The organism is Carboxylicivirga marina, assembly GCF_016612505.1.
In the GTDB taxonomy this organism is placed as follows: domain Bacteria; phylum Bacteroidota; class Bacteroidia; order Bacteroidales; family Marinilabiliaceae; genus Carboxylicivirga; species Carboxylicivirga marina.
The window spans coordinates 126,742-153,241 of record NZ_JAENRR010000008.1 but is presented as its reverse complement, the minus strand read 5'-3'; the positions used below and the strand labels follow the sequence as shown (position 1 = coordinate 153,241).

Sequence of the window (26,500 nt, the reverse complement as noted above, 5' to 3'; positions counted from 1 at the left end):
ACCAAAAAATTGCATTGGAAAGCGCTAAACATCATTGCTTTTTGCATTATTCTTCTTAGACAACTTTAAACAACTTCATAGTTTGTAAACAATCGTTAAACTTCATTTAAGATCGCAAAAAAAATAATGATGCTTTGTTTGAAAATAGCATCTGATTTTGTCTTTTGAACTTGTTTAATACCATCTTATAAATGTGAAAAGTATTGACAAACAAAATGATAAGTGATATTTATCATGATTTCTACTTACGGTTTGTAATGGCTTTTGTATCTTAAGTGTAAGCGAAAGGTGGTTAGCCGCTAAAAAAATGTAATCTTTTCTCGATGATTTTCACTAATTTCGTAGAGTTTTTTGGAAAATTATTATTTCGAACTATAAAGTTAAAAGCTATGAAGCGAGTATTAGATGTTGTAAAGCCTGGTGTTGTTACTGGTGATGACTTAGGTAAACTTTTAGCAGTAGCAAAAGAAGAAGGTTTTGCAATGCCTGCTGTTAATGTTGTTGGAACAGATTCAATTAATGGTATTCTTGAAGCGGCAAAAGATGTAAACTCTCCTGTGATGATTCAGTTATCGAATGGTGGTGCTACTTTTTATGCTGGAAAAGGGTTAAAGTTAGAAGGTCAGCAAGCACAAATTCTTGGTGCTGTTTCTGCTGCTAAGCATGTTCATACATTAGCAGAAGCTTATGGTGTACCTGTAGTACTTCACACAGACCATGCAGCAAAGAAATTATTACCTTGGATTGACGGATTATTAGATGCAAGTGAGAAGCACTTTGCTGAAACAGGAAAGCCTTTGTTCAGCTCTCACATGTTAGATCTTTCTGAAGAACCATTGGAAGAAAATATCGCTATTTGTAAAGAGTACTTAACTCGTATGAGTAAAATGGGTATGACTTTAGAAATTGAATTGGGTATTACAGGTGGTGAAGAAGATGGTGTTGATAACTCTGATGTTGACAATGCATTATTATATACTCAGCCAGAGGAGGTAAACTATGCTTATGAGCAATTGTTAGAGGTTTCTCCAAACTTTACAGTAGCTGCTTCATTTGGTAATGTACACGGTGTATACAAGCCTGGTAATGTTGTTTTAAAGCCTTCAATTCTTGATGCTTCTCAAAAGTATATTCAGGAAAAGCACAATACTGCTGATAAACCAGTAAACTTTGTATTCCACGGTGGTTCAGGTTCTTCTTTAGAGGAAATTCGTGAATCAATTGGTTATGGTGTTATCAAGATGAATATTGATACTGATACTCAGTGGGCTACATGGGATGGAATTCGCAAGTTTGAGGCTGCTAATCGCGATTATTTACAAGGTCAGATTGGTAACCCTGATGGCGACGATAAGCCAAATAAGAAGTATTATGACCCACGCGTATGGTTACGTAAAGGTCAGGAGACTTTAGTTCAGCGTTTAAAAGAAGCATTCGAAGATCTTAATTGTATCGATCGTTTGTAATACAGAATTATATTAAAACAAAGAGGCACAATGTTGTACATTGTGCCTCTTTGTTTTAATTTGGTGCATACAAAATCTAACTGTAACATGAGTATCCCAAATAGAGATAGTTTTACGAGTAAGTTCGGCGTTATAGCTGCAGCAGCAGGTTCAGCTGTCGGACTAGGAAATATATGGAAATTCCCATACGAGGTTGGGCAAAACGGAGGAGGAGCCTTTTTAATTCTCTATTTCTTTTTTGTTGTGGTAATCGGTTTGCCCGTCATGATGTCTGAATTTGTAATTGGTCGAAAAACCAATGTCAATGCTGTACGGGCGTTTAAAAAACTTTCTCCCAATAAGCCATGGTATCTAACAGGAGTTATGGGGGTTGCTGCGGCTTTTATGATTTTGTCATTTTATGGGGTAGTAGCCGGCTGGACGCTCGAATATATTCATCTTGCTATTATAAATGCCTTCAAAGGGCAAAGTCCTGAGGAGCTGTCAAAAGGTTTTAATGGTTTTATAACCAATCCGATAAAACCTGTTATTTGGCAAATGATTTTTATGATTTTAACAGCGGTGGTTGTTATTGGAGGTATTAAAAATGGTATTGAGAAAATTACTAAGATTCTCATGCCAGTACTATTTTTGATTATTGTTTTAATGGGTATTCGTTCATTAACTCTGGGTGTCAATACAAGCGAGTCCGGAGAGATAATTGGTCGCTCTGTGGATGGTTTGAAGTTTTTGTTTAGACCGGATTTTTCAAAAATTGATATTGACGTTGTTTTAGATGCTCTGGGGCAGGCTTTCTTTTCACTTAGCTTAGGGATGGGCACAATTATAACATATGGCTCATACATAGGAAAGAATAATAACTTAAAGAAAACAGCGGTTGAAGTAGCATTTTTAGATACACTTATCGCTATACTGGCCGGGGTAGCTATTTTTCCTGCTGTCTTTTATTTTAATGTAGCACCTACCGAAGGTCCTGGTTTAGTTTTCTCTGTGTTACCAAGTATCTTCCAGAAAATGGTAGGAGGCTATGTTTGGACCCTGGCTTTCTTTGTTTTATTTGCTGTAGCGGCGTTAACATCAAGTATATCGTTATTGGAGGTAGCTGTGGCTTATTTTGCTGAAGAATTAAAGGTTAAACGTGTGACGGCTACTATAATAGTGGCCTCATTAATTACGATTTTAGGAGTCGCGTGTTCGTTATCTAATAGTGTGCTAAAAGATGTCACAATTTTAGGGCGTAATATATTTGATACAATGGACCACGTATCTTCAAACTTCCTATTGCCAATTGGGGGAATGTTTATCGCCATTTTCACCGGATGGGCCATGAAAAAGAGTGAATTTTTTAATGAATTAACTAATCAGGGAGCTATTAAAGTAAAGCTTTTTAGTGGTATTTATTTTATCATTCGTTTTGTGGCACCAATCGCCATTGCTATCGTGTTCTTGTATTCAGTTGGACTGCTTGGTTAGATAAGCTAGATGTATTTATGTGGCGCGATTTACTAACATTGTCCAAAAGGGAACAGCTGGGGCTTTTAGGTTTGGCTGTTCTGTTACTTGTACTGTCAGTGTTTCTTTTCATAGATTCATCAGTCAAGGACATGCGGGATGTAAATTCGGAGCTATCTGAATGGGCAAATAGTGTTAAGGTTATCGAAAAAGTTGAAAAATCATTACGCAAGGATACGGTGTTTGTTTTTGATCCAAATACTGAAAGTGTTGAGCGTTTGCAATTGCTTGGTTTTTCAAATAAGGCTATTATTAACCTGATTAAGTATAGAGAGGCTGGTGGGAAAATTAGTAAGGCTTCAAAACTAAAGCAGATTTACGGAGTTGACTCAGTTTTATTTTATCGGATAAGTCCTTATGTTGATGTTTCTAATGTGGCTATTAAGGAGCAGCTTGGTGTAAGTGGATACAAAAAAGAGCAATATACTTATGTTGAGACTAAACAAGTAGTTAATAGGATTGAGGATGAGCTGGCAATGCAAATTGAAATTAACGAGGCTGATACGGCAATGTTTGGGTTGATAAGGGGAATTGGGCCGGTTTTGTCTCGACGAATAGTTGCCTATAGAAAAAAGTTAGGTGGTTTTTGTAGTGTCGAACAACTAAAAGAGGTATATGGGTTGTCGGCAAAAGTGGTTGATGATAATCGAAAGTTCCTAAAAGTTGATACAACTAACATTAGAAGGATTAATATTTCTATAGCTAGTCTTCATTATATGAAGAATCATCCTTATCTGGATTTTTATATGGCGAAAGAAATTTATGAAGCAAGAAAAGAGGATGCACTATATTCAATTGCGCAATTTAAAGAGCATGAAGCATTCAAAAAGGCTGATATAAATAAGCTGCAATACTACTTTGTTGTTGACTCAGATAAGCTTGATGATAATTAAATTAAAAAAGAAAGCTAAAAAAATTTGTTGTCCTCGTTAAACTTCATTTTCTTTGCACCTGCAAATTTTTGAAGGAATCGCTTAAAGCGGTTTAAAAATGTTGAATTTTTGCGTTTTAATGAGTAATTTTGCGGTTCAAATAAAAAGTAAGCGTTATGATAGTAATTCCTATTAAAGAGGGCGAAAATATTGAAAGAGCCTTAAAGAAATTTAAAAGAAAATTTGAGAAGACAGGTGCAATGCGTGAGTTAAGATCTCGTCAGGCATTTACTAAGCCTTCTGTAGTTCGAAGAGAGCAAGTTAAAAAAGCGATATATATCGAGCAATTGCAGCGCGAGGCTGAATAAATTGCACGCGGAGGGCGTCGGTTTACTGCTTTTTTCGTATATTCGTTTTAGGCATAAAAAGACACCCTCTGTTAATGCAATACTTAGAATCTTTCTATAATTATCTTCAGTATGAGCGACGAAATTCGTCGCATACTATTGTTGCTTACAAAAATGATTTAAGGCAGTTTTGTGAGTTTCTGGAGCAAGAGAATATTGAGCTCTGGGTTAATGTTACTTCTAAAGTCATCCGTTCATGGATGGTGCAATTGGTTAATGAAGGGGTGTCTCCTCGAACTGTAACCAGAAAAATTTCCACGCTTAAGGTGTTATTTAAGTTTTTAATGTTGGAGGATGTTGTTGATAGCAATGTTGCCAAACATGTAATTACGCCAAAAATACCTAAGAAGTTACCAGCTTTTGTAAAAGAAACAGAAATGGATTTTTTGCTCGATTCGATTGAGTTCGGGCAAGATTTTACAGGGTTGCGTGATAAGCTAATTATCGAAATATTTTATCATACTGGCATGCGATTGTCTGAGTTGGTTGGTTTGATGGATTGTCAAATTGATGCCGGTAATGATGTGTTTAAAATATATGGGAAGCGAAGTAAAGAGCGAATTGTCCCAATAATTAAAGAACTAAAAGTGTCGCTCGTTCGTTATTTAAATGAACGTGATAAATTGTTTCCTGAAAAAAGAAATCCATATTTGTTAATTACCGAGAAAGGATTGCCAGTGTACCATAAGTTGGTATATCGGGTGGTAAATAGTTATCTTGGGCAAGTATCTACTGTAGTGAAAAAAAGCCCTCATGTTATTCGGCATACTTTTGCCACGGCTTTATTGAACCGAGGTGCTGATTTGAATGCTATTAAAGAACTGTTGGGCCATTCAAACCTGGCTGCAACAGAAATATATACACATAATACATTTGAGAAATTAAATTCTATTTATAAACAGGCTCATCCAAGAGCCGAAAAGATGGAGGATTATATATGAATATTACAATTCAATCCGTGCGTTTTACCGCGTCAGAGCAGTTAGAAGAGTTTATTCAGCAGAAGGTAGGAAAATTAGACCAATTCTTTGATGGGATTGTTTCGGCTGAAGTTATTTTAAGATTGGATAAATCTGATTCAACGGAGAATAAAGTTGCTGAAATCAATATCAATATTCCAGGTGGAGAATTGTTTGCAAAAAAGCAAACCAAAACCTTTGAAGAAGCAACGGATTTGTCAGTTGATGCTTTGCGTAAGCAACTGATTAAATGGAAGGAAAAGGTGCGTGCCAAATAATTAAAAAAAGAAGTTATTTTTTTGTGTTCTAGAAAATAAATTATACATTTGCACACCGTTTTTAGGGTAGTAAAACTATGCTAAAGCGCTATAAATAGGCTGATTGACTATGGTTATCGGCCTATTGAAATGAAATAAAGTTAGTGTTTTGCTAACAACGATCTTATAAAATGGTGTGATTTTAATTGGGGAGATACCAAAGCGGCCAACTGGGACGGACTGTAACTCCGTTGACTTATGTCTTCGCAGGTTCGAATCCTGCTCTCCCCACTTTTTTAGGATCTAAATCTATTTTTTGCTGACATTAAGATGGAATTTACTTATCTTTAACGTCCTGCAAAAAAAAACGCGGGAGTAGCTCAGTTGATAGAGCATCAGCCTTCCAAGCTGAGGGTCGCGGGTTTGAGCCCCGTCTCCCGCTCACTATTACGTGCTAGATGATGATTCTTTAAGAAAATAAGTTTAAGATTCAATTTATATCTAATTGTCTAATATTTCGAGTTATGGCTAAAGAAACATTTCAAAGAACGAAGCCTCACGTTAATATCGGTACCATCGGTCACGTTGACCACGGTAAAACTACTTTAACTGCTGCAATTACTAAGGTATTGGCAGAAAAAGGACTTTCTGAAGTGAAAGACTTCGATCAAATTGATAACGCTCCTGAAGAGAAAGAAAGGGGTATTACAATTAACACTGCTCACGTTGAGTACCAAACAGAAAACCGTCACTACGCTCACGTTGACTGTCCAGGTCACGCCGATTACGTAAAGAACATGGTAACTGGTGCTGCTCAGATGGACGGTGCTATCCTTGTATGTGCTGCTACTGACGGTCCTATGCCTCAGACTCGCGAGCACATCCTACTTTGTCGTCAGGTAAATGTACCTAAAATCGTTGTTTTCTTGAATAAAGTTGACATGGTTGACGATGAAGAATTATTAGAACTTGTTGAAATGGAAGTTCGTGACCTATTAAACTTCTATGAGTTTGAAGGTGATGACTCTCCTGTAATCATGGGTTCTGCTCTTGGTGGATTGAACGCTGAGCCAGAGTGGGTTGATAAAATCATGGACCTTATGGACGCTGTTGATGAGTGGATTCCACTTCCTCCACGTGATGTTGAAAAGCCTTTCTTGATGCCTGTTGAGGACGTATTCTCGATTACTGGTCGTGGTACTGTTGCTACAGGTCGTATCGAAACTGGTGTTATCAACTCAGGTGAAGAAATGCAGATCATCGGTCTAGGTGCAGAAGGTAAGAAGACTGTATGTACTGGTGTTGAGATGTTCCGTAAGATTCTTGATCGTGGTGAAGCTGGTGATAATGTTGGTCTATTATTACGTGGTATCGATAAGCAAGAGATTAAACGTGGTATGGTATTGGCTAAGCCAGGTTCAATCAATCCTCACTCTAAGTTTAAAGGTGAGATTTACGTATTGAAGAAAGAAGAAGGTGGTCGTCACACTCCTTTCCACAACAAATACCGTCCTCAATTCTATTTACGTACATTAGATGTAACCGGTGAGATTACTCTTCCAGAAGGAACTGAAATGGTAATGCCTGGTGATAACGTAACTATTACAGTAGATTTGATCTACCCAGTTGCATTGAACCAAGGTCTACGTTTCGCTATCCGTGAAGGTGGTAGAACTGTAGGTGCAGGTCAGGTTACTGAAATTCTTGACTAATCACTGATTAGAATATACTTAACCGGAGTTTACGCTCCGGTTATTTTACGGGTGTAGCTCAGTTGGTAGAGCACTGGTCTCCAAAACCAGGTGTCGGGAGTTCGAGCCTCTCCTCCCGTGCTAAAAAGCCGGTTTTAAATCTTAAGAATTTAGAATCGGCCAATTAATGAAAAAGTACTATGAATAAGATAACAACATATTTCAAGGACGTTCAGAACGAGTTAGTGAACAAGACTTCTTGGCCAAGTTGGTCAGAGTTAACCAATAGTGCAATTGTTGTAATGATAGCTTCTGTTATTATAGCAGGCATCATTTTCGCTATGGATTACTCGTTTGATAATATTCTTGATTGGGTATACAAACGCCTTTACTAATTATATTAGGACTCTCAGATAATGGCAGAAGTCAATAAAAAATGGTATGTTCTTCGAGCAATCGGAGGAAAAGAAAAGAAGGTTAAAGAATATGTGGAGAGCGAAATCGCAGGCCTAAAGCTAACCGATTACGTGAGTCAGGTATTAATCCCAACTGAAAAAGTATATCAAATTCGCAATGGTAAAAAGGTTAGTAAGGAACGCCCTTATTTACCTGGTTACGTATTGGTTGAAGCAGCTATGGTTGGTGAAATACCGCATATTTTAAGAAATATCCCAAATGTTATCGGGTTCTTAAATGATAATGATGATACTCCGGTTCCATTGCGTCAATCTGAAGTAAACCGTATCTTAGGTAAGGTTGATGAGTTAAATGAGACCGATGAGGAAATCAACGTGCCTTATTTCGTTGGTGAAACAGTTAAAGTGATAGATGGCCCATTCAACGGCTTCAACGGTTTAATTGAAGAAGTAAACGAAGAGAAGAAGAAATTAAAAGTGATGGTGAAAATTTTCGGAAGAAAAACACCACTGGAATTGAGTTTTATGCAGGTAGAAAAAGAGTAATACTTAGTAAGAATAGCTTCCGTGTAAACTTTTAGTTTGCATTTACAAGTAATAATCTTTTTTCCTCTAAACTATATTTATTAATAAATACGAATTGCTACAATGGCTAAAGAAGTAGAAACCTTTATCAAACTTCAGATTAAAGGTGGTGCAGCAAATCCTTCACCTCCGGTAGGACCTGCCTTAGGTGCTAAAGGGGTGAACATCATGGAATTCTGTAAGCAATTCAATGCCAGAACACAGGAGAAAGCTGGTAAAGTTTTACCTGTGGTCATCTCGGTTTATAAGGACAAATCTTTTGAATTTGTAATTAAAACACCTCCGGCATCTGTTCAAGTATTGGAAGCAGCTAAGCTTAAGAGCGGTTCTGCTGAACCTAACCGTAAGAAAGTTGGGTCTGTTACTTGGGAACAGGTTAGAGTAATCGCCGAAGATAAGATGGCTGACTTGAATTGTTTTACTGTAGAATCTGCAATGAGGATGATCGCCGGTACCGCCCGAAGTATGGGAGTAACCGTTTCGGGAGAATTCCCTGGTAGTAACTAATTAAGACCTTTTTGCGAAAATGACAAAACTAACAAAAAATAAAAAGTTAGCGTTAGAGAAATTGGATGCCTCAAAGCATTACACTCTTGATGAAGCAGCAAAATTGGTAAAGGAAATAACCACTACCAAATTTGATGCCTCAGTTGACGTTGATGTGCGTTTAGGAGTTGATCCTCGTAAAGCAAATCAAATGGTCAGAGGAGTTGTAACTTTGCCTCACGGAACTGGTAAGGTGACACGCGTTCTTGTAATGTGTACACCAGACAAGGAAGAAGAAGCAAAGGCTGCAGGTGCTGATTTTGTTGGATTAGACGAATACATTGAGAAAATCAAAGGTGGTTGGACTGATGTAGACGTGATCATTACAATGCCTAGCGTAATGGCTAAAGTAGGTGCTTTAGGGCGAATATTAGGTCCTCGTGGTCTAATGCCAAACCCAAAGAGTGGTACTGTAACCATGGATATCGCTAAAGCTGTTAACGAAGTTAAAGCTGGTAAGATTGACTTTAAAGTTGATCGTTATGGTATTGTACATACCTCAATCGGTAAAGTTTCATTTACTGAAGATAAAATTGTTGACAACGTAAGAGAATTTATGAGCACAATTATGAAGCTTAAGCCTTCATCTGCTAAAGGAACTTACGTAAAGAGTATTAGCTTATCTAGTACCATGAGTCCTGGAATTCGCATCGATAATAAATCGGTTGATGCTTAATTTTTAATCTTAAAAGAAAGAAGGAATCATGAGAAAAGAAGATAAAAATACCTTAGTCGACGAATTACTAGTAAACCTGAATGAATACAGTCATTTTTATGTGACTGAAGCAGGCGGGTTGAATGCAGAATTAAGTAGTAATCTACGCCGCGAGTGCTTCGGAAAAGAAGTGAAAATGATTATGGTAAAAAATACCATTTTCAAAAAAGCTTTGGAGCAGTTGGAAGGCAAATACGAAGAGATATATCCTACTTTAAAAGGAACAACAGCTATCATGTTCTCTAACACTGGTAACGTTCCTGCTAAATTAATCAAGGAATTCTCTAAGAATAACGAGAAGCCAACTCTTAAAGGTGCATACGTTGAAGAATCTGTATACGTAGGTGCTGATCAACTTGAAGCATTATGCAATATCAAGTCTAAGGAAGAGTTACTTGGCGATGTTATCGGATTATTACAATCTCCAATGAAGAATGTTGTTTCTGCGCTTTCATCTGGAGGTTCAACAATACATGGTTTATTACAAACCTTAGCAGAAAAAGAATAATAAAAGTACAAACAATATTTAATAAATAAGAAAATGGCTGATATCAAAAAGCTTGCAGAAGAGTTAGTAAATTTAACTGTTAAAGAAGTTAACGAACTTGCTGAAGTATTAAAAGAAGAATATGGTATCGAACCTGCTGCTGCGGCTGTAGCTGTTGCAGGTCCTGCTGCTGGTGGCGAAGCTGCTGCTGCTGAGCAGACTGAGTTTGATGTAGTATTAAACTCTGCTGGTGGTTCTAAGTTAGCTATCGTTAAGTTAGTAAAAGAAATGACTGGCGTTGGTCTTAAAGAAGCTAAAGAATTAGTTGACAAAGCTCCAACAGCATTGAAGGAGAAGGTTACTAAAGAAGAAGCTGAAGCATTAAAATCTCAATTAGAAGAAGCGGGAGCAGAAGTTGAACTTAAGTAATTTTAATCCTATATAAGGATTTCCGGTTTAGGAATCAGCGCGAGCTGACTCCTAAACCTTTTTGTGCTTTTATATTTTAGGTTCAATAAATAAGTTGATAGATGACTCCAAATACTACAGAAAGGATTAGTTTTGCATCCATCCAGAACAGGTTAAATTACCCTGATTTACTGGAGGTCCAATTAAAATCTTTCCGCGAATTTTTTCAAATGGGAACCACTCCCGAAGAGCGGACATTGGAGGGGTTGTATCAGGTTTTCAACGAGAACTTCCCTATTACGGATACAAGAAATAACTTTGTGTTAGAATTTCTTGATTTCTCGATTGATCCAGCCCGTTACACCATTCCAGAGTGCATTGAAAGAGGTTTAACATACAGTGTGCCTCTAAAAGCTAAGTTGAAATTGTACTGTACCGATCCTGAACATGAGGATTTTGATACAGTAGTTCAAGACGTATACTTAGGTACGATCCCTTATATGACCGATAAGGGTAGTTTCATTATTAATGGAGCTGAGCGTGTTGTTGTTAGTCAGTTGCACCGTTCGCCTGGTGTATTCTTTGGACAAAGTGTTCACGCGAATGGTACTAAATTATACTCTGCACGTATAATCCCTTTCAAAGGGTCATGGATTGAGTTTGCTACCGATATAAACAGTGTGATGTACGCCTACATCGACCGTAAGAAAAAGCTTCCGGTTACTACATTGTTAAGAGCCATTGGTTACGAAGGAGATAAAGATATTTTGGCGATCTTCGATTTGGCTGACGAAATTAAAGTTAATAAAGCAAGTCTTAAAAAAGTTGTCGGACGTAAGTTGGCAGCTCGTGTTCTTAAGAGTTGGATTGAGGATTTCGTAGACGAAGATACAGGTGAAGTTGTATCTATCGAACGTAACGAAGTAATCATCGATCGTGAAACAATTATCACGGATGAACATGTTGAGGAAATTATTGACTCCGGTACAAAAACAATACTTCTTCACAAAGAGAATCAAAACCTATCTGATTTCGCTATTATTTATAATACGCTGCAGAAGGACCCTTGTAACTCAGAAAAAGAAGCAGTAGTTCATATCTATCGACAGTTGCGTAATGCTGAGCCACCAGATGAGGCAACAGCACGTGATGTAATCGACAAATTATTCTTCTCTGATAAACGTTATGATTTAGGAGAAGTTGGTCGTTACCGATTGAACAAAAAATTAAACTTAAGCACCGATTGGGAAAACAAGGTTTTGACCCGTGAAGATATTATCGCGATCATCAAGCACCTTATCCAATTAATCAACTCAAAAACGGACGTTGATGATATTGACCACTTAAGTAACCGTCGCGTTAGAACCGTTGGTGAACAAATGGCTAATCAATTTGGTGTTGGTTTAGCGCGTATGGCTCGTACCATTCGTGAACGTATGAATGTACGTGACAACGAAGTATTTACTCCAATAGACCTGATTAACAGTAAGACATTATCTTCTGTAATTAATAGTTTCTTTGGAACAAATGCTTTATCTCAGTTTATGGATCAAACGAACCCACTTGCTGAGATTACCCATAAGAGACGTATGTCCGCATTAGGACCTGGTGGTCTTTCTCGTGAAAGAGCAGGTTTTGAGGTGCGAGATGTACATTATACGCATTATGGACGTCTTTGTCCGATTGAAACACCTGAAGGACCAAACATTGGTTTGATTTCTTCACTGTGTGTATATGCTAAAATTAATGATCTAGGATTTATTGAAACTCCTTACCGTAAGGTAACTGAGGGACAAGTAGAAATGTCTAATGAAGGTGTTTCTTATTTGACTGCAGAAGAGGAAGAGTCTAAGATTATTGCACAGGCTAATGCACCGCTTAAAGAGGATGGTTACTTCAAGAATGATCGTGTTAAAGCACGTGAAGAAGGTGACTTCCCGGTTGTTGAGCCTGGTGAAGTGCACATGATGGATGTGGCTCCTAACCAGATTGCATCAGTTGCAGCATCCTTAATTCCTTTCTTAGAGCATGATGATGCCAACCGTGCTTTGATGGGATCTAACATGATGCGTCAGGCCGTACCTTTGTTGCGTCCTGAATCGCCAATTGTTGGTACTGGTCTGGAAGGAAAATTGATTCAGGATTCGCGTACGCATATTGTAGCCGAAGGTGATGGTGTAGTTGAATATGTTGATGCTGATGAAATTGTAATCCGCTATGATTTAACAGACAATGATCGTTTTGTAAGTTTCGAAGGTGAAACAAAGCGTTACCCGATTGTTAAGTATCAAAAAACTAACCAAAATACTTGTATTGATGTTAAGCCTTTAGTTAATAAAGGACAACGTGTTACTGAGGGAATGATCTTAACAGAAGGTTATTCGACTCAAAAGGGTGAACTTGGTTTAGGACGTAACCTGAAAGTGGCCTTTATGCCATGGAAAGGGTATAACTTTGAGGATGCGATTGTTATCTCTGAAAAAGTTGTACGCGATGACGTATTTACTTCGGTGCATATCGATGAGTACTCTTTGGAAGTACGTGATACAAAACGTGGTCTTGAGGAATTAACATCAGATATTCCTAACGTAAGTGAGGAAGCGACCAAAGATTTGGATGAGAATGGTTTAATTCGAATTGGTGCCCACGTAACACCTGGTGATATCTTAATTGGTAAGATAACTCCAAAAGGTGAAAGTGATCCTACACCAGAGGAAAAGCTACTTCGTGCCATCTTTGGTGAAAAAGCAGGTGATGTTAAAGATGCATCTCTTAAAGCTTCGCCATCATTGAAAGGTGTTGTAATCGATAAAAAGTTATTCTCTCGTATTGTTAAAGATCGTAAGTCTAGAACTTCAGAGAAGAGCCAGATTGCAAAGATTGACGAGGATTTCATAAGAGGAACTGAAGAATTAAAAGGTCGATTGATTGACAAGTTATTTACTCAGGTAAACGGTAAAACATCGCAAGGTGTTAAAGATTACTATGATGTAGATGTTGTTTCAAAAGGCACCAAATTCACTCAGAAGATTCTGAATGATATCGATTATATTAATGTGAATCCTAATAAATGGACAACTGATAGTGAAAAGAATGAACTTATCGCTAAGGTTATTCATAACTATAGGATGAAATACAAAGAGTTGGAAGCTAAAGAAAAGCGCCAAAAGTACAATGTGACTATTGGTGATGAACTTCCTGCTGGTATTGTACAGCTTGCTAAAGTTTATATTGCCAAGAAACGTAAGATTACAGTAGGTGATAAAATGGCAGGTCGACACGGTAATAAAGGTATTGTATCTCGAATTGTAAGGGCTGAAGATATGCCTTTCCTTGAAGATGGAACGCCTGTAGATATCGTATTGAACCCACTTGGTGTACCATCAAGGATGAACCTTGGACAGATTTATGAAACTGTACTTGGTTGGGCTGGTCTGAACTTAGGAGTTAAGTTTGCGACGCCTATTTTCGATGGTGCTAAGATGGACGACATGAATGAATGGACTGACAAGGCAGGGGTACCACGTTACGGACGTACATATTTGTACGACGGTGGTACAGGTGAGCGATTCCACCAGCCAGCTACAGTGGGTGTAATTTATATGCTTAAACTTGGCCACATGGTTGAGGATAAGATGCACGCTCGTTCGATTGGTCCTTACTCATTAATTACACAGCAGCCATTAGGTGGTAAAGCACAGTTTGGTGGTCAGCGATTTGGTGAGATGGAAGTTTGGGCATTAGAGGCCTTTGGTGCAGCTAATATCCTTCAGGAAATCTTAACTGTTAAATCGGATGATGTAATTGGTCGTGCGAAAGCTTATGAATCTATCGTAAAGGGTGACGGATTACCACAGCCTGGTATTCCAGAATCATTGAACGTATTACTTCATGAGATGAGAGGTCTTGGACTAAGTGTGAACCTAGAATAATAGTCTGATCGAAGAGGGAAGTGTTCATCGCTTCTCTCTAGATATCCATATTATATAATTTAAATAATACTCTACGCTATATGGCATTTAGAAGAGATCAGAAACAAAAGAGTAGCTTCAATAAAATCACAATTGGCTTAGCATCGCCCGAAGAAATTTTGGAGATGTCAAGTGGTGAGGTGTTGAAGCCAGAAACAATAAATTACCGTACATATAAACCTGAGCGCGACGGCTTATTCTGTGAAAGAATTTTCGGTCCTGTTAAGGATTATGAATGTCACTGTGGTAAATATAAACGAATTCGCTACCGTGGTATCGTATGTGATCGATGTGGGGTAGAGGTAACTGAAAAGAAAGTACGTCGTGAGCGTATGGGACACATCTCATTGGTGGTTCCTGTAGCACATATTTGGTACTTTAAGTCGTTACCAAACAAAATTGGTTACTTATTAGGCTTGCCAACTAAAAAGTTAGATACTATTATTTATTACGAACGTTATGTTGTAATTAACGCTGGTATCAAAGCTGATGATGGAATCAATAAAATGGATTTCTTAACAGAAGAGGAATATCTTGATATTCTTGAAACTCTTCCTAAAGAAAACCAGCATTTAGATGATGACGATCCTAATAAGTTCATTGCTAAGATGGGTGCCGATGCACTTCATATGTTGCTTGGACGTATCGATTTAGATTCGTTGTCATACGATTTACGTCACAAAGCAAATACTGAAACGTCACAGCAGCGTAAGAATGAAGCTTTAAAGCGTTTGAATGTTGTTGAGTCTTTCCGTGATTCACAAGGTATCAATCGTCCTGAGTGGATGATTGTAAAAGTGGTTCCTGTAATTCCACCAGAATTACGTCCGCTTGTACCATTGGATGGTGGTCGTTTTGCAACGTCTGACCTTAATGATTTATATCGTCGAGTTATTATTCGTAATAACCGTTTGAAGCGATTAATCGAAATTAAGGCACCTGAAGTAATCTTACGTAATGAAAAACGTATGCTTCAGGAATCTGTTGATTCATTGTTCGACAACTCTCGTAAGTCAAACGCTGTTAAAACAGATTCAAACCGTCCGTTAAAATCGTTAAGTGATAGTTTAAAAGGTAAGCAGGGACGTTTTCGTCAGAACCTACTAGGTAAGCGTGTTGACTATTCGGCACGTTCTGTAATTGTTGTAGGTCCTGAGTTAAATATGCATGAGTGCGGTATTCCTAAGGATATGGCCGCAGAATTATATAAACCGTTTGTTATCCGTAAGCTTATTGAGCGAGGAGTGGTTAAAACGGTGAAGTCTGCTAAGAAAATTGTAGACCGTAAAGACCCGGTTGTTTGGGATATTCTTGAAAATGTGTTAAAAGGTCACCCGGTTCTGTTAAACCGTGCCCCAACACTTCACCGTTTAGGTATTCAATCATTCCAACCAAAGTTAATTGAAGGTAAAGCAATTCAGTTACACCCATTAGCATGTGCGGCATTTAACGCCGACTTTGATGGTGACCAGATGGCGGTGCACTTACCACTAGGTAACGCAGCTATTTTGGAAGCTCAAATGTTAATGTTAGCATCTCAGAATATATTAAACCCTGCTAATGGTGCTCCTATTACAGTACCATCACAGGATATGGTTTTGGGTCTGTACTACATGACCAAAGCTCGTGAAGGTGCAAAAGGTGAAGGTTTGATGTTCTATTCTCCTGAAGAAACTAAGATTGCATTTAATGAGAAGCGTGTTGACTTGCATGCCATCGTTAAAGTGAAAACTTTAGATACTGATGAGAATGGTGAGATTGTAACTAAAGTTATTGAAACAACTGTAGGTCGTATTCTTTTCAATGAGTTCGTACCAAATGAAGCAGGATATATCAATGCTATCTTAACTAAGAAAGCGTTGCGTGATATTATTGGTGATGTTCACAAAGTTTGTGGTACGCCGCGTACAGCTAACTTCCTTGATGATATTAAGAACTTAGGTTATCGTATGGCCTTCGAAGGTGGTTTGTCGTTTAACCTTGGTGATGTTATTATCCCTGCTGAAAAAGAAACTTTAGTTCAGGAAGGATATGATGAGGCTGAGGAAGTGATGAATAACTATAATATGGGTTTCATCACCAACAACGAACGTTACAATCAGATTATCGACATTTGGACGCATGTTAACGCGCGTTTAACACAAACGTTAATGAACCAGATTAGTACCGATAATCAAGGGTTTAACTCAGTTTATATGATGCTTGATTCTGGTGCGAGGGGTTCTAAGGAGCAGATTCGTCAGTTATCAGGAATGAGGGGTCTGATGGCCAAGCCACAGAAAGCTGGTGCTGAAGGTGGTCAGATTATTGAAAACCCTATTCTTTCGAACTTTAAAGAGGGGCTGTCAGTACTTGAGTACTTTATTTCTACTCACGGTGCTCGTAAAGGTCTTGCCGATACGGCTCTTAAAACTGCCGATGCAGGATACTTAACACGTCGTTTGGTTGATGTTTCGCAGGATGTAGTAATTCTTGAGGATGATTGTGGTACTTTAAGAGGACTAACAGCTACGGATATTAAGAATAACGAAGAAATCGTTGCTTCTTTATACGAGCGTATTCTTGGTCGAGTATCAGTTCACGATATTTATCACCCAAATACTGGTGATTTAATTCTTAAAGCAGGTCAGGAGTTTGGTGAATCAGAAGCAAAAATTGTTGACGAATCACCGCTTGAACGTGTAGAAATTCGTTCAGTACTGACTTGTGAGTCGAAGAAAGGTGTTTGTGCTAAGTGTTACGGACGAAACCTTGCTACCGGACGTATGGTACAGCTTGGTGAATCTGTTGGTGTTATTGCTGCTCAGTCAATTGGTGAGCCGGGAACACAGTTAACACTTCGTACCTTCCACGTAGGGGGTACGGCGGGTAACATCACTTCTGAGAATAAGATTCACGCCAAATATGATGGGGTTGTTGAAATTGAAGAATTACGTACAGTACCATCTAAGACTGAAGAAGGAGACGAAGTTGATGTAGTAATTGGTCGTTTGGCTGAATTACGTATCATCGATAAAAACACAAATATTGCTCTTACAACTCACCCAATTCCTTACGGTGCTAAACTATTCATTAAGAACGGTGCCGAGATTAAGAAGGATGATGTGATTTGTGAATGGGATCCATATAATGCTCTGATTATCTCTGAGAAAAAAGGTAAGATTGCTTTCGAAAATATGATTGACGGCATCACTTATAAGGAGGAATCTGATGAGCAAACTGGTTTCCGTGAGAAAGTAATTACTGAAACGCGTGACAAAACGAAGAATGCTGCCTTACGTGTGGTAAGTGCTGATGGTGAAGTGTTGAAAAACTACAACTTACCGGTAGGTGCACACATGGCAGTTGAAGAGGGCGATGCCGTTGATCAAGGTCAGATACTTGCTAAGATTCCTCGCGCGGTTGGTAAAGCAGGTGATATCACCGGTGGTCTTCCACGTGTAACGGAGTTATTTGAAGCGCGTAACCCAAGTAACCCAGCAGTGGTTTCTGAGGTTGATGGTGAGGTAACTTTCGGTAAGATTAAGCGTGGTAATCGCGAAATTATCGTTACGACTAAAGCTGGCGATGTGAAGAAGTATTTAGTTTCGTTATCGAAGCAGATTCTTGTTCAGGAGAACGATTATGTTCGTGCTGGCACACCACTTTCTGATGGAGCTACAACACCTAATGATATCTTAAGTATCAAAGGTCCAACAGCTGTTCAGGAGTACATTGTAAACGAAGTACAGGATGTATATCGCTTACAAGGTGTGAAAATTAACGATAAGCACTTCGAAATTATTGTTCGTCAGATGATGCGTAAAGTTGATATCGCTGATCCGGGTGATACGAAGTTCCTTGAAAAACAGATTGTCGATAAGATTGAATTCATGACTGAAAATGACGAAATCTGGGGCAAAAAAGTTGTTGAAGAGGCTGGTGATTCACAAACATTAAAGGCTGGTATGATTGTAACAGCTCGCCGATTACGTGATGAAAACTCGCAGTTAAAGCGTCGTGACCTTCAGTTAGTAACCGCTCGTGAAGCTATTCCAGCAACATCGGGACAGGTACTACAAGGTATTACACGTGCAGCGCTTCAAACGAAGAGCTTTATGTCTGCAGCGTCCTTCCAGGAAACGACAAAAGTTCTTAACGAAGCAGCTATTCAAGGAAAAGTTGATAAGCTTGATGGCCTAAAGGAAAATGTGATTTGTGGTCACTTAATTCCTGCAGGTACTGGTGTGCGTAACTTCACAAAGGTTGTTGTTGGCTCTAAAGAAGAGTACGATAGCCTGGTAAGTAAGAAAGCCGCCAGCGAAGATGTTGAGTAATTAATTTATTGAGATATAGGAAGAGGGGAAGCACAATTGTGTCTTCCCCTTTTTTAAAAAATACAACTATGGAAGAAAAGAAAAACCAAAATCAGTTAAATATTGAATTAAACGAAGAAGTTTCGCAAGGGACTTATTCAAACCTCGCAATTATAACACATTCTCCCGCTGAGTTTGTATTAGACTTTGTACGTATTATGCCAGGTGTTCCAAAAGCACAAGTTAAATCACGCGTAATTATTACACCAGAACACGCAAAACGCCTGATGAATGCGTTAAAAGATAACATAAATCGCTACGAGTCATTGCATGGTCCAATTAAAAACACTGACAATAATGGTCAGGGGCCTACGATGCCAATGAATTTTGGCCCGGCTGGTCAAGCATAGTGATATTGTAAAAATCAAAAGAAACAAGGCTGTATTGTCTTGTTTTTTTTATTTTTACTAAAAATGTTACTCATGTATACTCCCAGGCTTACTCTTTTGCTATATGGATTGATAATTTTTTGTTCTTCATGCCAATCAAAAGTATCTGACGATAACCAACCATTAAGACTGGGATGTGAACGCATGGAAGAATATTTACCTCTGTTAAAAGATAAGAAAGTGGGCCTTTTGGTCAATCATACATCTTTGGTTGGAGAAACTCATATTCTTGATACACTTTTGTCTCGTGAAGTAAAAGTGACAAAGATATTTGCCCCTGAGCATGGCTTCCGAGGTAAAGCTGATGCCGGGGAACACGTGAAAAACAATGTTGATTCAAAAACTGGCTTGCCCGTTATTTCTCTTTATGGCAAGAATAAGAAGCCTTCCAATGAACAGTTGACAGATGTAGATGTCGTCATTTTTGATATACAGGATGTTGGTGTACGTTTTTATACCTATATCTCCTCCATGCACTATATGATGGAGGCTTGTGCTGAAAATAATATCAAGATGCTGGTATTAGATCGTCCTAATCCCAATGGAGATTATTTCGATGGACCAGTTTTAGAGAAGGAATTTAGCTCTTTTGTGGGTATGCACCCCATACCTGTAGTGCACGGCTTAACAGTTGCTGAACTGGCTTCCATGATTAATGAGGAAGGATGGCTGAATGACTCTGTTAAATGCGATTTACTGACAATCCAAATGGAGAATTATAGGCATGATTTAGTATATGCTTTGCCTGTAAAACCTTCTCCTAATTTACCCAATGATTTATCCATCCGGTTATATCCGTCTCTTTGTTTTTTTGAGGCGACTAATGTGAGTGTCGGTCGTGGTACCTACATGCCATTTCAAATAATTGGATATCCTGATTCTACTTTTGGTGAATTCTCTTTTACACCCCAAAGCATAGATGGTATGTCGAAGCATCCGCCGCAACAGGATAAAATATGCTACGGTATAGATTTACGTGAAGAACCATTGAATCATCGATTCTCCATGAATTACTTTTTACAATTTAATCGGCTATTTCATGATGATGAACTAGTCACTAATGTCCGTTGGTTTAATTTACTGGCTGGTAATAGTAGCTTACTATCGAAGATTAAAGATGGATGGACTGAAGAAGCCATCAAAAATAGTTGGTCTGATGAACTAGCGGCCTATAACATATTACGAAAGCGATACCTTTTATACCCCTAAGCATGATAAAGCATATCATCTTTGCGCTTGTTGTAGTTGTGTATGGCAACTTAAATGTACAGGCTCAATCGTCTTACATCGATTCATCAATTTCAACGGATAGTTTAAATCAGACTATCTCCCAAATCGAAATTATAAAACAGTCTGGTAATAATTTTCCAATTACAGATTTGGAAAGTGAAAAGGTAGGTTTTCTTGTGCCTAGTGATTTTCGGGAATGGGAACGTCTTGTTTACCGATATATTAATGCCCCCATATATAATTCCAAGGATCAAAGATATCCAGAACTCATAGAGAAGGATTCTATAGAACATCTAGTTATCGTCCTTGATAGTATGTCGGGTTTTAGTGTTGATGATTATGAAAGTGAAATAAAGATATCCTTGCTTGTTTATACTGATTCAATCAATAAAGAATTAATGCAGGCAATTGATGCAGCAGAGAATGTTTTGCATTGCAAGAAGAATTCTAGTATTGCCAGAGATTTGTCTGTTCAATTTCTTTTTAATGCCATTCAGCGTCAGAATAATGAACTGTATTTCGATAAGTCTAATCGCTTAAATTACCTTCCGGCCAGGACGATAGGGCTTAATGATGCAGATCTGAAAATGAAGGTTGATTCAGTAGTGCATCAAGCTATTCTAGCCGGTGCTTTTCCTGGATGTCGAGTATTGGTGGCCATAAAAGGTACAGTTATTTTTAATGAAGCATATGGATATCATACCTATCACAAACGAAAGCTTGTCAGACAGCATGATGTGTATGATTTGGCATCGGTGACAAAGATTTCTGGACCTTTACCACTTATAATGAAGGCATGCGATGAAGGATTAATGGAATTGGATAAGCCTTTTCATATTTATTGGCCAGATTGGGATCGTCGTTTGTTTCATCGATCAAATAAAGACGGTATGAGTTTGCGACAAGTGTTGGCACACCAGGCTCGCTTAACACCTTACATTAATTATTATCCGCTTTTAAAAAAGAATGACGAACTAAACTCTAAGTATTTTCATATTAACTCATCAGAAAAATATAGTTTAAAAATTGATCACAATTTGTACTTATCTGCTTCTTTTAAAAAGGAAGTTTATAAACTGATTCGAAAATCGCCATTGTTAGACGATGCAAAGTATAAATACAGTGGTTTGTCATATATGATTTATCCAGAGCTGTTAAGTGAATTATTTCATGAAGATTTTGAGCAGCACTTGTATCAGGACTTTTTTAAGCCACTTGGTGCATCATCATTATGTTATAATCCGCTTGGTAAATTAGAAACCAGTCGAATTGTTCCTACTGAATATGATGTTCACTTTAGAAATAAGCAAATTAGAGGTCTTGTGCACGATGAAGCGGCTGCCGTTATGGGTGGCATATCAGGCAATGCTGGCTTGTTTAGTAGTGCCGATGATTTAGCTAAGCTGATGCAAATGTACTTGCAAAAGGGGGAGTATGCCGGCAAGCGTTATATTTCAGTCAACACACTTGATGAATTTACAAAAGTTCAATATCCCGATAATGAAAACCGTCGAGGTGCAGGGTTTGATAAGCCACTATTTGGAAATGATACACTTTCAATAAAAGATAGCTATCCTGCGCCTGCTGTTAGTTCATCGAGTTTTGGCCATAGTGGCTTTACCGGCACGTTTGTGTGGGTTGATCCTGAATATGATCTTGTTTATATCTTCCTTTCTAACAGGGTATATCCAAGAAGAGATAATCGACTAATCTACCAGATGAATGTTCGGCCAAGCATCCAGCAGATTTTCTATGACGCTATTAAAGAGCGTGATGACTACCAATCTTCAGGCAGCTCTTGATTTGGCTCAGGATACTCAGGTTTACTGTTCATTTTGTAAAAGATTTGAGTTTCAGTGATATCCATCTCAATAACTTTCATATGAATCAGGTTGATTAATATTTTCTCGGCTTTACGTGGGCTAATATTGGCCATGCCACAAAACTTCGAAAAAGTAATATAACCATGTATGCCAAGATAGGTCAATAATTTACTTTCAGCATATTTGATTTTTAGTAAGGAGCCACTCGGTTGTTTTTCTCGCTTCCATACTTCAGTTAAGATACGATTTGCCACTAAATTCTGGTCTTTAACTCTCACATAGACAGTAGGTTTGGTATCTTTATCGGGCGCTGTGTGTGGTCGATTCTTACTTCTTTCAATAATGATTTCAAGTACCGTTTTACCATCAGCTTCCCACTTTTTTGTTTTAAAACCCACCGAAGGGCGACAGTGACGATTGGCTGCAGATTCAATCATGTAATACTCTTCATCTGATTCTACACCTGCAATTTTACCATTGTCTTTAACGCCAATAAGCAAGCGCCCACCATCAGTATTGGCAAATGCAGCAATAGAACGTGCAATTTTCTTAGTATCGGTTATTGCAAATTTGAAATCTTGAGTTTGATGTTCACCTTCAAGAATCATTTGCTGTAGTTCTTTTTGATTCACTGTTGTTTATTTTTTTGCAAAGATCAGAAAAATGATAGGATAAATAAAACGAAATGGTTCAATTACAGATTTTTTACAATAAAGTAGCGGAATTGCTTAAATAGCCTTCAATTGCTTGATAGTAAATTATTAAGAATGAGTATTAATAAGTATTCATTTCTTTATTAATGAGTTTTGTCATGGATTTAGATGTTAAAAAAACTTAACTTTTAAAGAAATAATTCTTTATACCAAGTTTAGTAATTACCCTTAAATCAACAATTATGGCTGAAGTTAAACAACTGGTAAAAGGATTGGCTGACCAGCATGGCCGGACAATGGAGAGCCTTTTACCTATTCTTCAAGGAATCGTACACCAGGAGCAACACATTTCAGAGGATGCTATGGTTGAAGTAGCACGCGAGCTGAATATATCAGCTGCTCAAGTATACGGAACTGCAACCTTCTATTCTTTCCTACATACCAAACCATTGGGTAAGTATGTGATCCGAGTTTGCAAAACAATCACTTGCATGATGCATGGTAAAAATCAAGTGATTAAGGAACTTGAAAGTGTTCTTAAAATCAACTTAGGAGAAACTACTCATGATGGTAAGTTTACACTGCTTGAAACAAACTGCCTGGGGCAATGCCATAAAGGACCTGCCATGCTTATTAACGATGAGCCTTATACCGAACTAACGCCAGAAAAAGTGCGTGAGATTATTATGAAATATAAACATCAGGAAATTAGTGCTAATTAGCGCTATGTGTTTAATATTTAATTGTTTCATAAAACACGCAACATCATGAAAAAGAACTTACAAAGACTAGATCTTATATTTAAAAATGAACATGATTCTGAAGCTATATTAAAGAAAACTTTTGGCAGAACAGACGATGATGTTATTAATGATTTAATTAGCTCGGGCTTAAAAGGGCGAGGAGGAGCTGGTTTTCCTACTGGTTTGAAGTGGAAGCTGGCTGCTGAAACTCAGTCCGACGAGAAATTTGTAATTTGTAATGCAGATGAAGGTGAACCAGGTACTTTTAAGGATCGTGAAATTCTATCAAGTGTACCCCACAAAGTACTGTCAGGTATGGCTGTATGTGCCAAAATAATCGGTGCTAAAAAAGGATACATATACTTGCGAAGTGAATACAATTTTCTCAAACCGCAGTTATTGAGGGTTATCGACGAGTTTCATGACTTATTCGATAGTTTAAATCTGGATTTCCGGGTTGAAATTTTTATGGGGAGTGGTGCATATATATGCGGTGAAGAGAGTGCTTTATTTGAAAGTATGGAAGGTAAACGAGGCGAACCTCGTAACAAGCCGCCATTTCCAACCGATTCAGGATATAAAAATAAACCTACTGTCATTAATAATGTAGAAACACTCGCGCATACCTATTCAATATTAAAATATGGTGCCGATAAATTTAAGGATCTGGGAATTCAAGATTCACGCGGTTCAAAAGTGTTTTCCGTATCGGGTGACACTCCTGCACCTGGTATTTATGAGTTGGAGTTTGGAATGTCTTTACAGAAGTTTGTCGACGACTTTGGTGATGGTGATTCAAAGGCTGTTCAGGTTGGTGGTGCTTCTGGTTTTTGTGTGCCCCGAAAGCGCTTTAACAAAACGGTTATTGGTTATCAGGGCAAGCTCCGCGGTACTTCCTTACCCACAGGAGGTTCTATGATGATTTTTAATTCATCACGATCGATGTACAATGTATTACATAATTATCTTGACTTTTTTGTTGAGGAATCATGTGGTCAGTGCACGCCCTGCCGCGTAGGTACTCAGCAGCTTCTGCTCGGTATTCAGGCTGTTAAGAAAGGTGAGCAACCCTCATCCTATCTGAATAAATTGCTCGATTTGGCTGAAGCCATGCGTGTAACTGCCAAATGTGGATTAGGCCAATCGGTTGCTAATTCCTTTTCTTCCATAGTTGAGAATTTCAAAGAAGAAATGATTTACTAACCTTAAAACCTTGATTATGTCAGACAAGATTAATCTCAAAATAGACAATATAGCAGTAAGTATTAAAAGTGGTGCCACCATTTTGGAAGCAGCAAAAAAGGTTAATATTCGCATTCCTACCCTATGTTATCATGAAGATTTATGTGTTGCCGGAAACTGTAGGGTGTGCGTGGTAGAGCAAGTTGGAAGCGACCGGTTGTTACCGGCTTGTGCCATGCCTGTAAATGAAGGCATGGAAATTAATACCAATAGTATGAAAGTGCGAAATGCCCGTAAACAGATAGTAGAGTTGTTGGTAAGTGAGCATCGAGCTGATTGTACCCGTTGTTATAAAAACGGTAAATGTGAGTTACAGGAGCTATCATCGGAATACATCGTTGGAGAAAATGGTTTTATTGATTTAGTGGCTCATAAAGGATATACGATTGACAACTTTTCGCCATCCATCATAAAAGATGATAGTAAATGCATTCGTTGCCAGCGCTGCGTTCGAACCTGTGATCAGTTGCAGAGTATTAGTGCGCTAACAGTTGCACATAAAGGCGAGCACATGAAAGTTTCCTCTTTCTTTGATAAGCCGATGTTTGAAGTAGTTTGTACCAATTGTGGTCAGTGTGTTAATCGTTGCCCAACTGGTGCATTAACCGAAAAAACATACCTCGATGAAGTTTGGTCAGCATTGAACTCTGATACGAAACATACAGTTGTTCAAACAGCACCGGCAGTTCGTATAGCCTTAGGAGAAGCTTTAGGAATGCCGCCTGGTGAAATTGTCACAGGTAAAATGGTGTCTGCTCTTCGCCGATTAGGTTTTAATTCAGTTTTAGATACTGACTTTACAGCCGATTTAACCATTATCGAAGAAGGGAATGAACTATTACAACGCCTAAAAAAAGTGGTAAAAGAAAAAGATGATAGTGTTAAGTTGCCATTGACTACCTCTTGTTCGCCAGGTTGGGTGAAGTTTATTGAGCATGCTTTTCCTGAATTATTGCCAAATGTTTCAACGGCTAAGTCACCTCAGCAAATGTTTGGGGCCTTGGTGAAAACTTTTTATGCCAAAAAGATTGAAGTAAAGCCTGAAAATATCGTGAGTGTATCCATTATGCCATGTACAGCTAAAAAATATGAAGCTGACAGACCTGAGATGCGTAGCAGTGGTTTTAAAGATGTCGATTACGTTTTAACAACCCGCGAATTAGCATTGATGATTAAACAGGCAGGAATTGATTTTGCGTCATTGCCCGATGATGAATATGATAGTATCATGGGTGAATCCAGTGGTGCCGCTGTTATTTTTGGTGCAACAGGAGGTGTAATGGAAGCAGCTTTGCGCACCGCTTATGAGGTGGTAACTGGGCGCGAAGTGCCTTTTGATGGATTAAATATTCTTCCAGTTCGCGGTATGGAGAATATTAGAGCGGTATCTATAAAAATTGAAAATGTGCTACCTGAGTGGGATTTTCTTGAAGGAGTTGAACTTAAAACATGCGTTGCACATGGATTATCAAATGCTAAACAGGTGATGGAAGCAGTGAGAGATGGAAAAGCCGATTATCATTTTATTGAAATAATGGCATGTCCTGGTGGTTGCCTTGGAGGAGGAGGGCAGCCAATACCAACATCTCCAGCTATTCGTAAAAAACGTAGTGAGGCTATTTACAATGAAGATGAGCTTAAGCCAATTCGTAAATCACACGAAAATCCAGAGGTCATTCATCTTTATGAAGAGTTTTTAAAAGAACCACTCGGTGAAGTATCACATCAACTTTTACATACGCATTATACTGAAAGAAATCGGTATTAATTGTT

Annotated in this window: 22 protein-coding genes and 3 tRNA genes; 24 read left to right on the top strand and 1 reads right to left on the bottom strand. The window is 38.3% G+C overall.

The annotated features are described in order from the left end of the window. The first annotated feature begins 389 nt into the window (after positions 1-389). The 21 genes from fbaA (at position 390) to JIV24_RS05500 (ending at position 22,068) form a co-directional block, all read left to right on the top strand. Positions 390-1,466, top strand: coding sequence for a class II fructose-bisphosphate aldolase (gene fbaA / locus JIV24_RS05600; protein WP_200464036.1), 1,077 nt, complete (start codon positions 390-392; stop codon positions 1,464-1,466). A gap of 87 nt (positions 1,467-1,553) precedes the next feature. Continuing rightward, entirely contained in the window at positions 1,554-2,939 is a 1,386-nt protein-coding gene (locus tag JIV24_RS05595; RefSeq protein WP_200464035.1) for a sodium-dependent transporter, read from the top strand. 17 nt (positions 2,940-2,956) lie between these two features. Beyond that, entirely contained in the window at positions 2,957-3,871 is a 915-nt protein-coding gene (locus JIV24_RS05590) for a helix-hairpin-helix domain-containing protein (RefSeq protein WP_200464034.1), read from the top strand. 155 nt (positions 3,872-4,026) lie between these two features. Continuing rightward, positions 4,027-4,218, top strand: a complete 192-nt coding sequence (rpsU, locus tag JIV24_RS05585; protein WP_200464033.1) for a 30S ribosomal protein S21 — start codon at positions 4,027-4,029, stop codon at positions 4,216-4,218. Positions 4,219-4,292: 74 nt separating this feature from the next. Next, positions 4,293-5,198, top strand: a complete 906-nt coding sequence (locus tag JIV24_RS05580; RefSeq protein WP_200464032.1) for a tyrosine-type recombinase/integrase — start codon at positions 4,293-4,295, stop codon at positions 5,196-5,198. Beyond that, positions 5,195-5,494 carry a ribosome hibernation-promoting factor, HPF/YfiA family gene (gene hpf / locus JIV24_RS05575; RefSeq protein ID WP_200464031.1) on the top strand — a complete coding sequence of 100 codons (300 nt, stop codon included), beginning with the start codon at positions 5,195-5,197 and terminating at the stop codon, positions 5,492-5,494. The genes JIV24_RS05580 and hpf overlap by 4 nt, the downstream gene beginning before the upstream one ends. Before the next feature lie 187 nt (positions 5,495-5,681). Further along, positions 5,682-5,764 (top strand) — tRNA-Tyr (locus JIV24_RS05570). A 78-nt stretch (positions 5,765-5,842) separates the two neighbouring features. Continuing rightward, positions 5,843-5,915 (top strand) — tRNA-Gly (locus tag JIV24_RS05565). A gap of 82 nt (positions 5,916-5,997) precedes the next feature. Beyond that, positions 5,998-7,185 carry an elongation factor Tu gene (tuf, locus tag JIV24_RS05560; RefSeq protein ID WP_200464030.1) on the top strand — a complete coding sequence of 396 codons (1,188 nt, stop codon included), beginning with the start codon at positions 5,998-6,000 and terminating at the stop codon, positions 7,183-7,185. Positions 7,186-7,232: 47 nt separating this feature from the next. After that, a tRNA-Trp gene (locus JIV24_RS05555) sits at positions 7,233-7,305 on the top strand. A 59-nt stretch (positions 7,306-7,364) separates the two neighbouring features. Continuing rightward, positions 7,365-7,559 (top strand): preprotein translocase subunit SecE, encoded by a 195-nt coding sequence (secE, locus tag JIV24_RS05550; protein WP_200464029.1) that lies wholly within the window; start codon positions 7,365-7,367, stop codon positions 7,557-7,559. A 21-nt stretch (positions 7,560-7,580) separates the two neighbouring features. Then, a complete protein-coding gene (nusG, locus tag JIV24_RS05545; protein WP_200464028.1) occupies positions 7,581-8,126 on the top strand; it encodes a transcription termination/antitermination protein NusG in 546 nt (181 codons plus the stop codon). Positions 8,127-8,228: 102 nt separating this feature from the next. After that, positions 8,229-8,672, top strand: a complete 444-nt coding sequence (gene rplK / locus JIV24_RS05540) for a 50S ribosomal protein L11 (protein WP_200464027.1) — start codon at positions 8,229-8,231, stop codon at positions 8,670-8,672. 19 nt (positions 8,673-8,691) lie between these two features. Then, positions 8,692-9,387, top strand: a complete 696-nt coding sequence (rplA, locus tag JIV24_RS05535) for a 50S ribosomal protein L1 (RefSeq protein WP_200464026.1) — start codon at positions 8,692-8,694, stop codon at positions 9,385-9,387. Between the two features lie 28 nt (positions 9,388-9,415). Further along, positions 9,416-9,934, top strand: a complete 519-nt coding sequence (gene rplJ, locus JIV24_RS05530; RefSeq protein ID WP_200464025.1) for a 50S ribosomal protein L10 — start codon at positions 9,416-9,418, stop codon at positions 9,932-9,934. 33 nt (positions 9,935-9,967) lie between these two features. After that, on the top strand, positions 9,968-10,342 hold the full coding sequence (gene rplL, locus JIV24_RS05525; protein WP_200464024.1) for a 50S ribosomal protein L7/L12: 375 nt from the start codon (positions 9,968-9,970) through the stop codon (positions 10,340-10,342). Positions 10,343-10,443: 101 nt separating this feature from the next. Continuing rightward, a complete protein-coding gene (gene rpoB, locus JIV24_RS05520) occupies positions 10,444-14,253 on the top strand; it encodes a DNA-directed RNA polymerase subunit beta (RefSeq protein WP_200464023.1) in 3,810 nt (1,269 codons plus the stop codon). Positions 14,254-14,333: 80 nt separating this feature from the next. Continuing rightward, on the top strand, positions 14,334-18,608 hold the full coding sequence (gene rpoC, locus JIV24_RS05515; RefSeq protein ID WP_200464022.1) for a DNA-directed RNA polymerase subunit beta': 4,275 nt from the start codon (positions 14,334-14,336) through the stop codon (positions 18,606-18,608). A 68-nt stretch (positions 18,609-18,676) separates the two neighbouring features. After that, the gene (locus JIV24_RS05510) at positions 18,677-18,997 is read left to right on the top strand and encodes a DUF3467 domain-containing protein (RefSeq protein WP_200464021.1); all 321 of its coding nucleotides are present in this window, start codon (positions 18,677-18,679) and stop codon (positions 18,995-18,997) included. 72 nt (positions 18,998-19,069) lie between these two features. Then, positions 19,070-20,245, top strand: a complete 1,176-nt coding sequence (locus tag JIV24_RS05505; protein WP_200464020.1) for an exo-beta-N-acetylmuramidase NamZ family protein — start codon at positions 19,070-19,072, stop codon at positions 20,243-20,245. A 2-nt stretch (positions 20,246-20,247) separates the two neighbouring features. Next, the gene (locus JIV24_RS05500) at positions 20,248-22,068 is read left to right on the top strand and encodes a serine hydrolase domain-containing protein (protein WP_200464019.1); all 1,821 of its coding nucleotides are present in this window, start codon (positions 20,248-20,250) and stop codon (positions 22,066-22,068) included. On the opposite strand, the gene JIV24_RS05495 is transcribed toward JIV24_RS05500, so the two are convergent. Then, positions 22,044-22,721 carry an AlbA family DNA-binding domain-containing protein gene (locus JIV24_RS05495; RefSeq protein ID WP_289048011.1) on the bottom strand — a complete coding sequence of 226 codons (678 nt, stop codon included), beginning with the start codon at positions 22,719-22,721 and terminating at the stop codon, positions 22,044-22,046. The genes JIV24_RS05500 and JIV24_RS05495 overlap by 25 nt on opposite strands. Before the next feature lie 263 nt (positions 22,722-22,984). On the opposite strand from JIV24_RS05495, the gene nuoE reads away from it, so the two are divergent. The 3 genes from nuoE to JIV24_RS05480 are packed head-to-tail and all read left to right on the top strand — an operon-like array spanning position 22,985 to position 26,495. After that, positions 22,985-23,464, top strand: coding sequence for an NADH-quinone oxidoreductase subunit NuoE (gene nuoE / locus JIV24_RS05490; protein WP_200464018.1), 480 nt, complete (start codon positions 22,985-22,987; stop codon positions 23,462-23,464). Positions 23,465-23,509: 45 nt separating this feature from the next. After that, positions 23,510-24,688: an NADH-ubiquinone oxidoreductase-F iron-sulfur binding region domain-containing protein gene (locus tag JIV24_RS05485; RefSeq protein ID WP_200464017.1), complete on the top strand. Its 1,179-nt coding sequence runs from the start codon at positions 23,510-23,512 to the stop codon at positions 24,686-24,688. 16 nt (positions 24,689-24,704) lie between these two features. After that, positions 24,705-26,495: an NADH-dependent [FeFe] hydrogenase, group A6 gene (locus tag JIV24_RS05480; RefSeq protein WP_200464016.1), complete on the top strand. Its 1,791-nt coding sequence runs from the start codon at positions 24,705-24,707 to the stop codon at positions 26,493-26,495. Positions 26,496-26,500 lie beyond the last annotated feature (5 nt).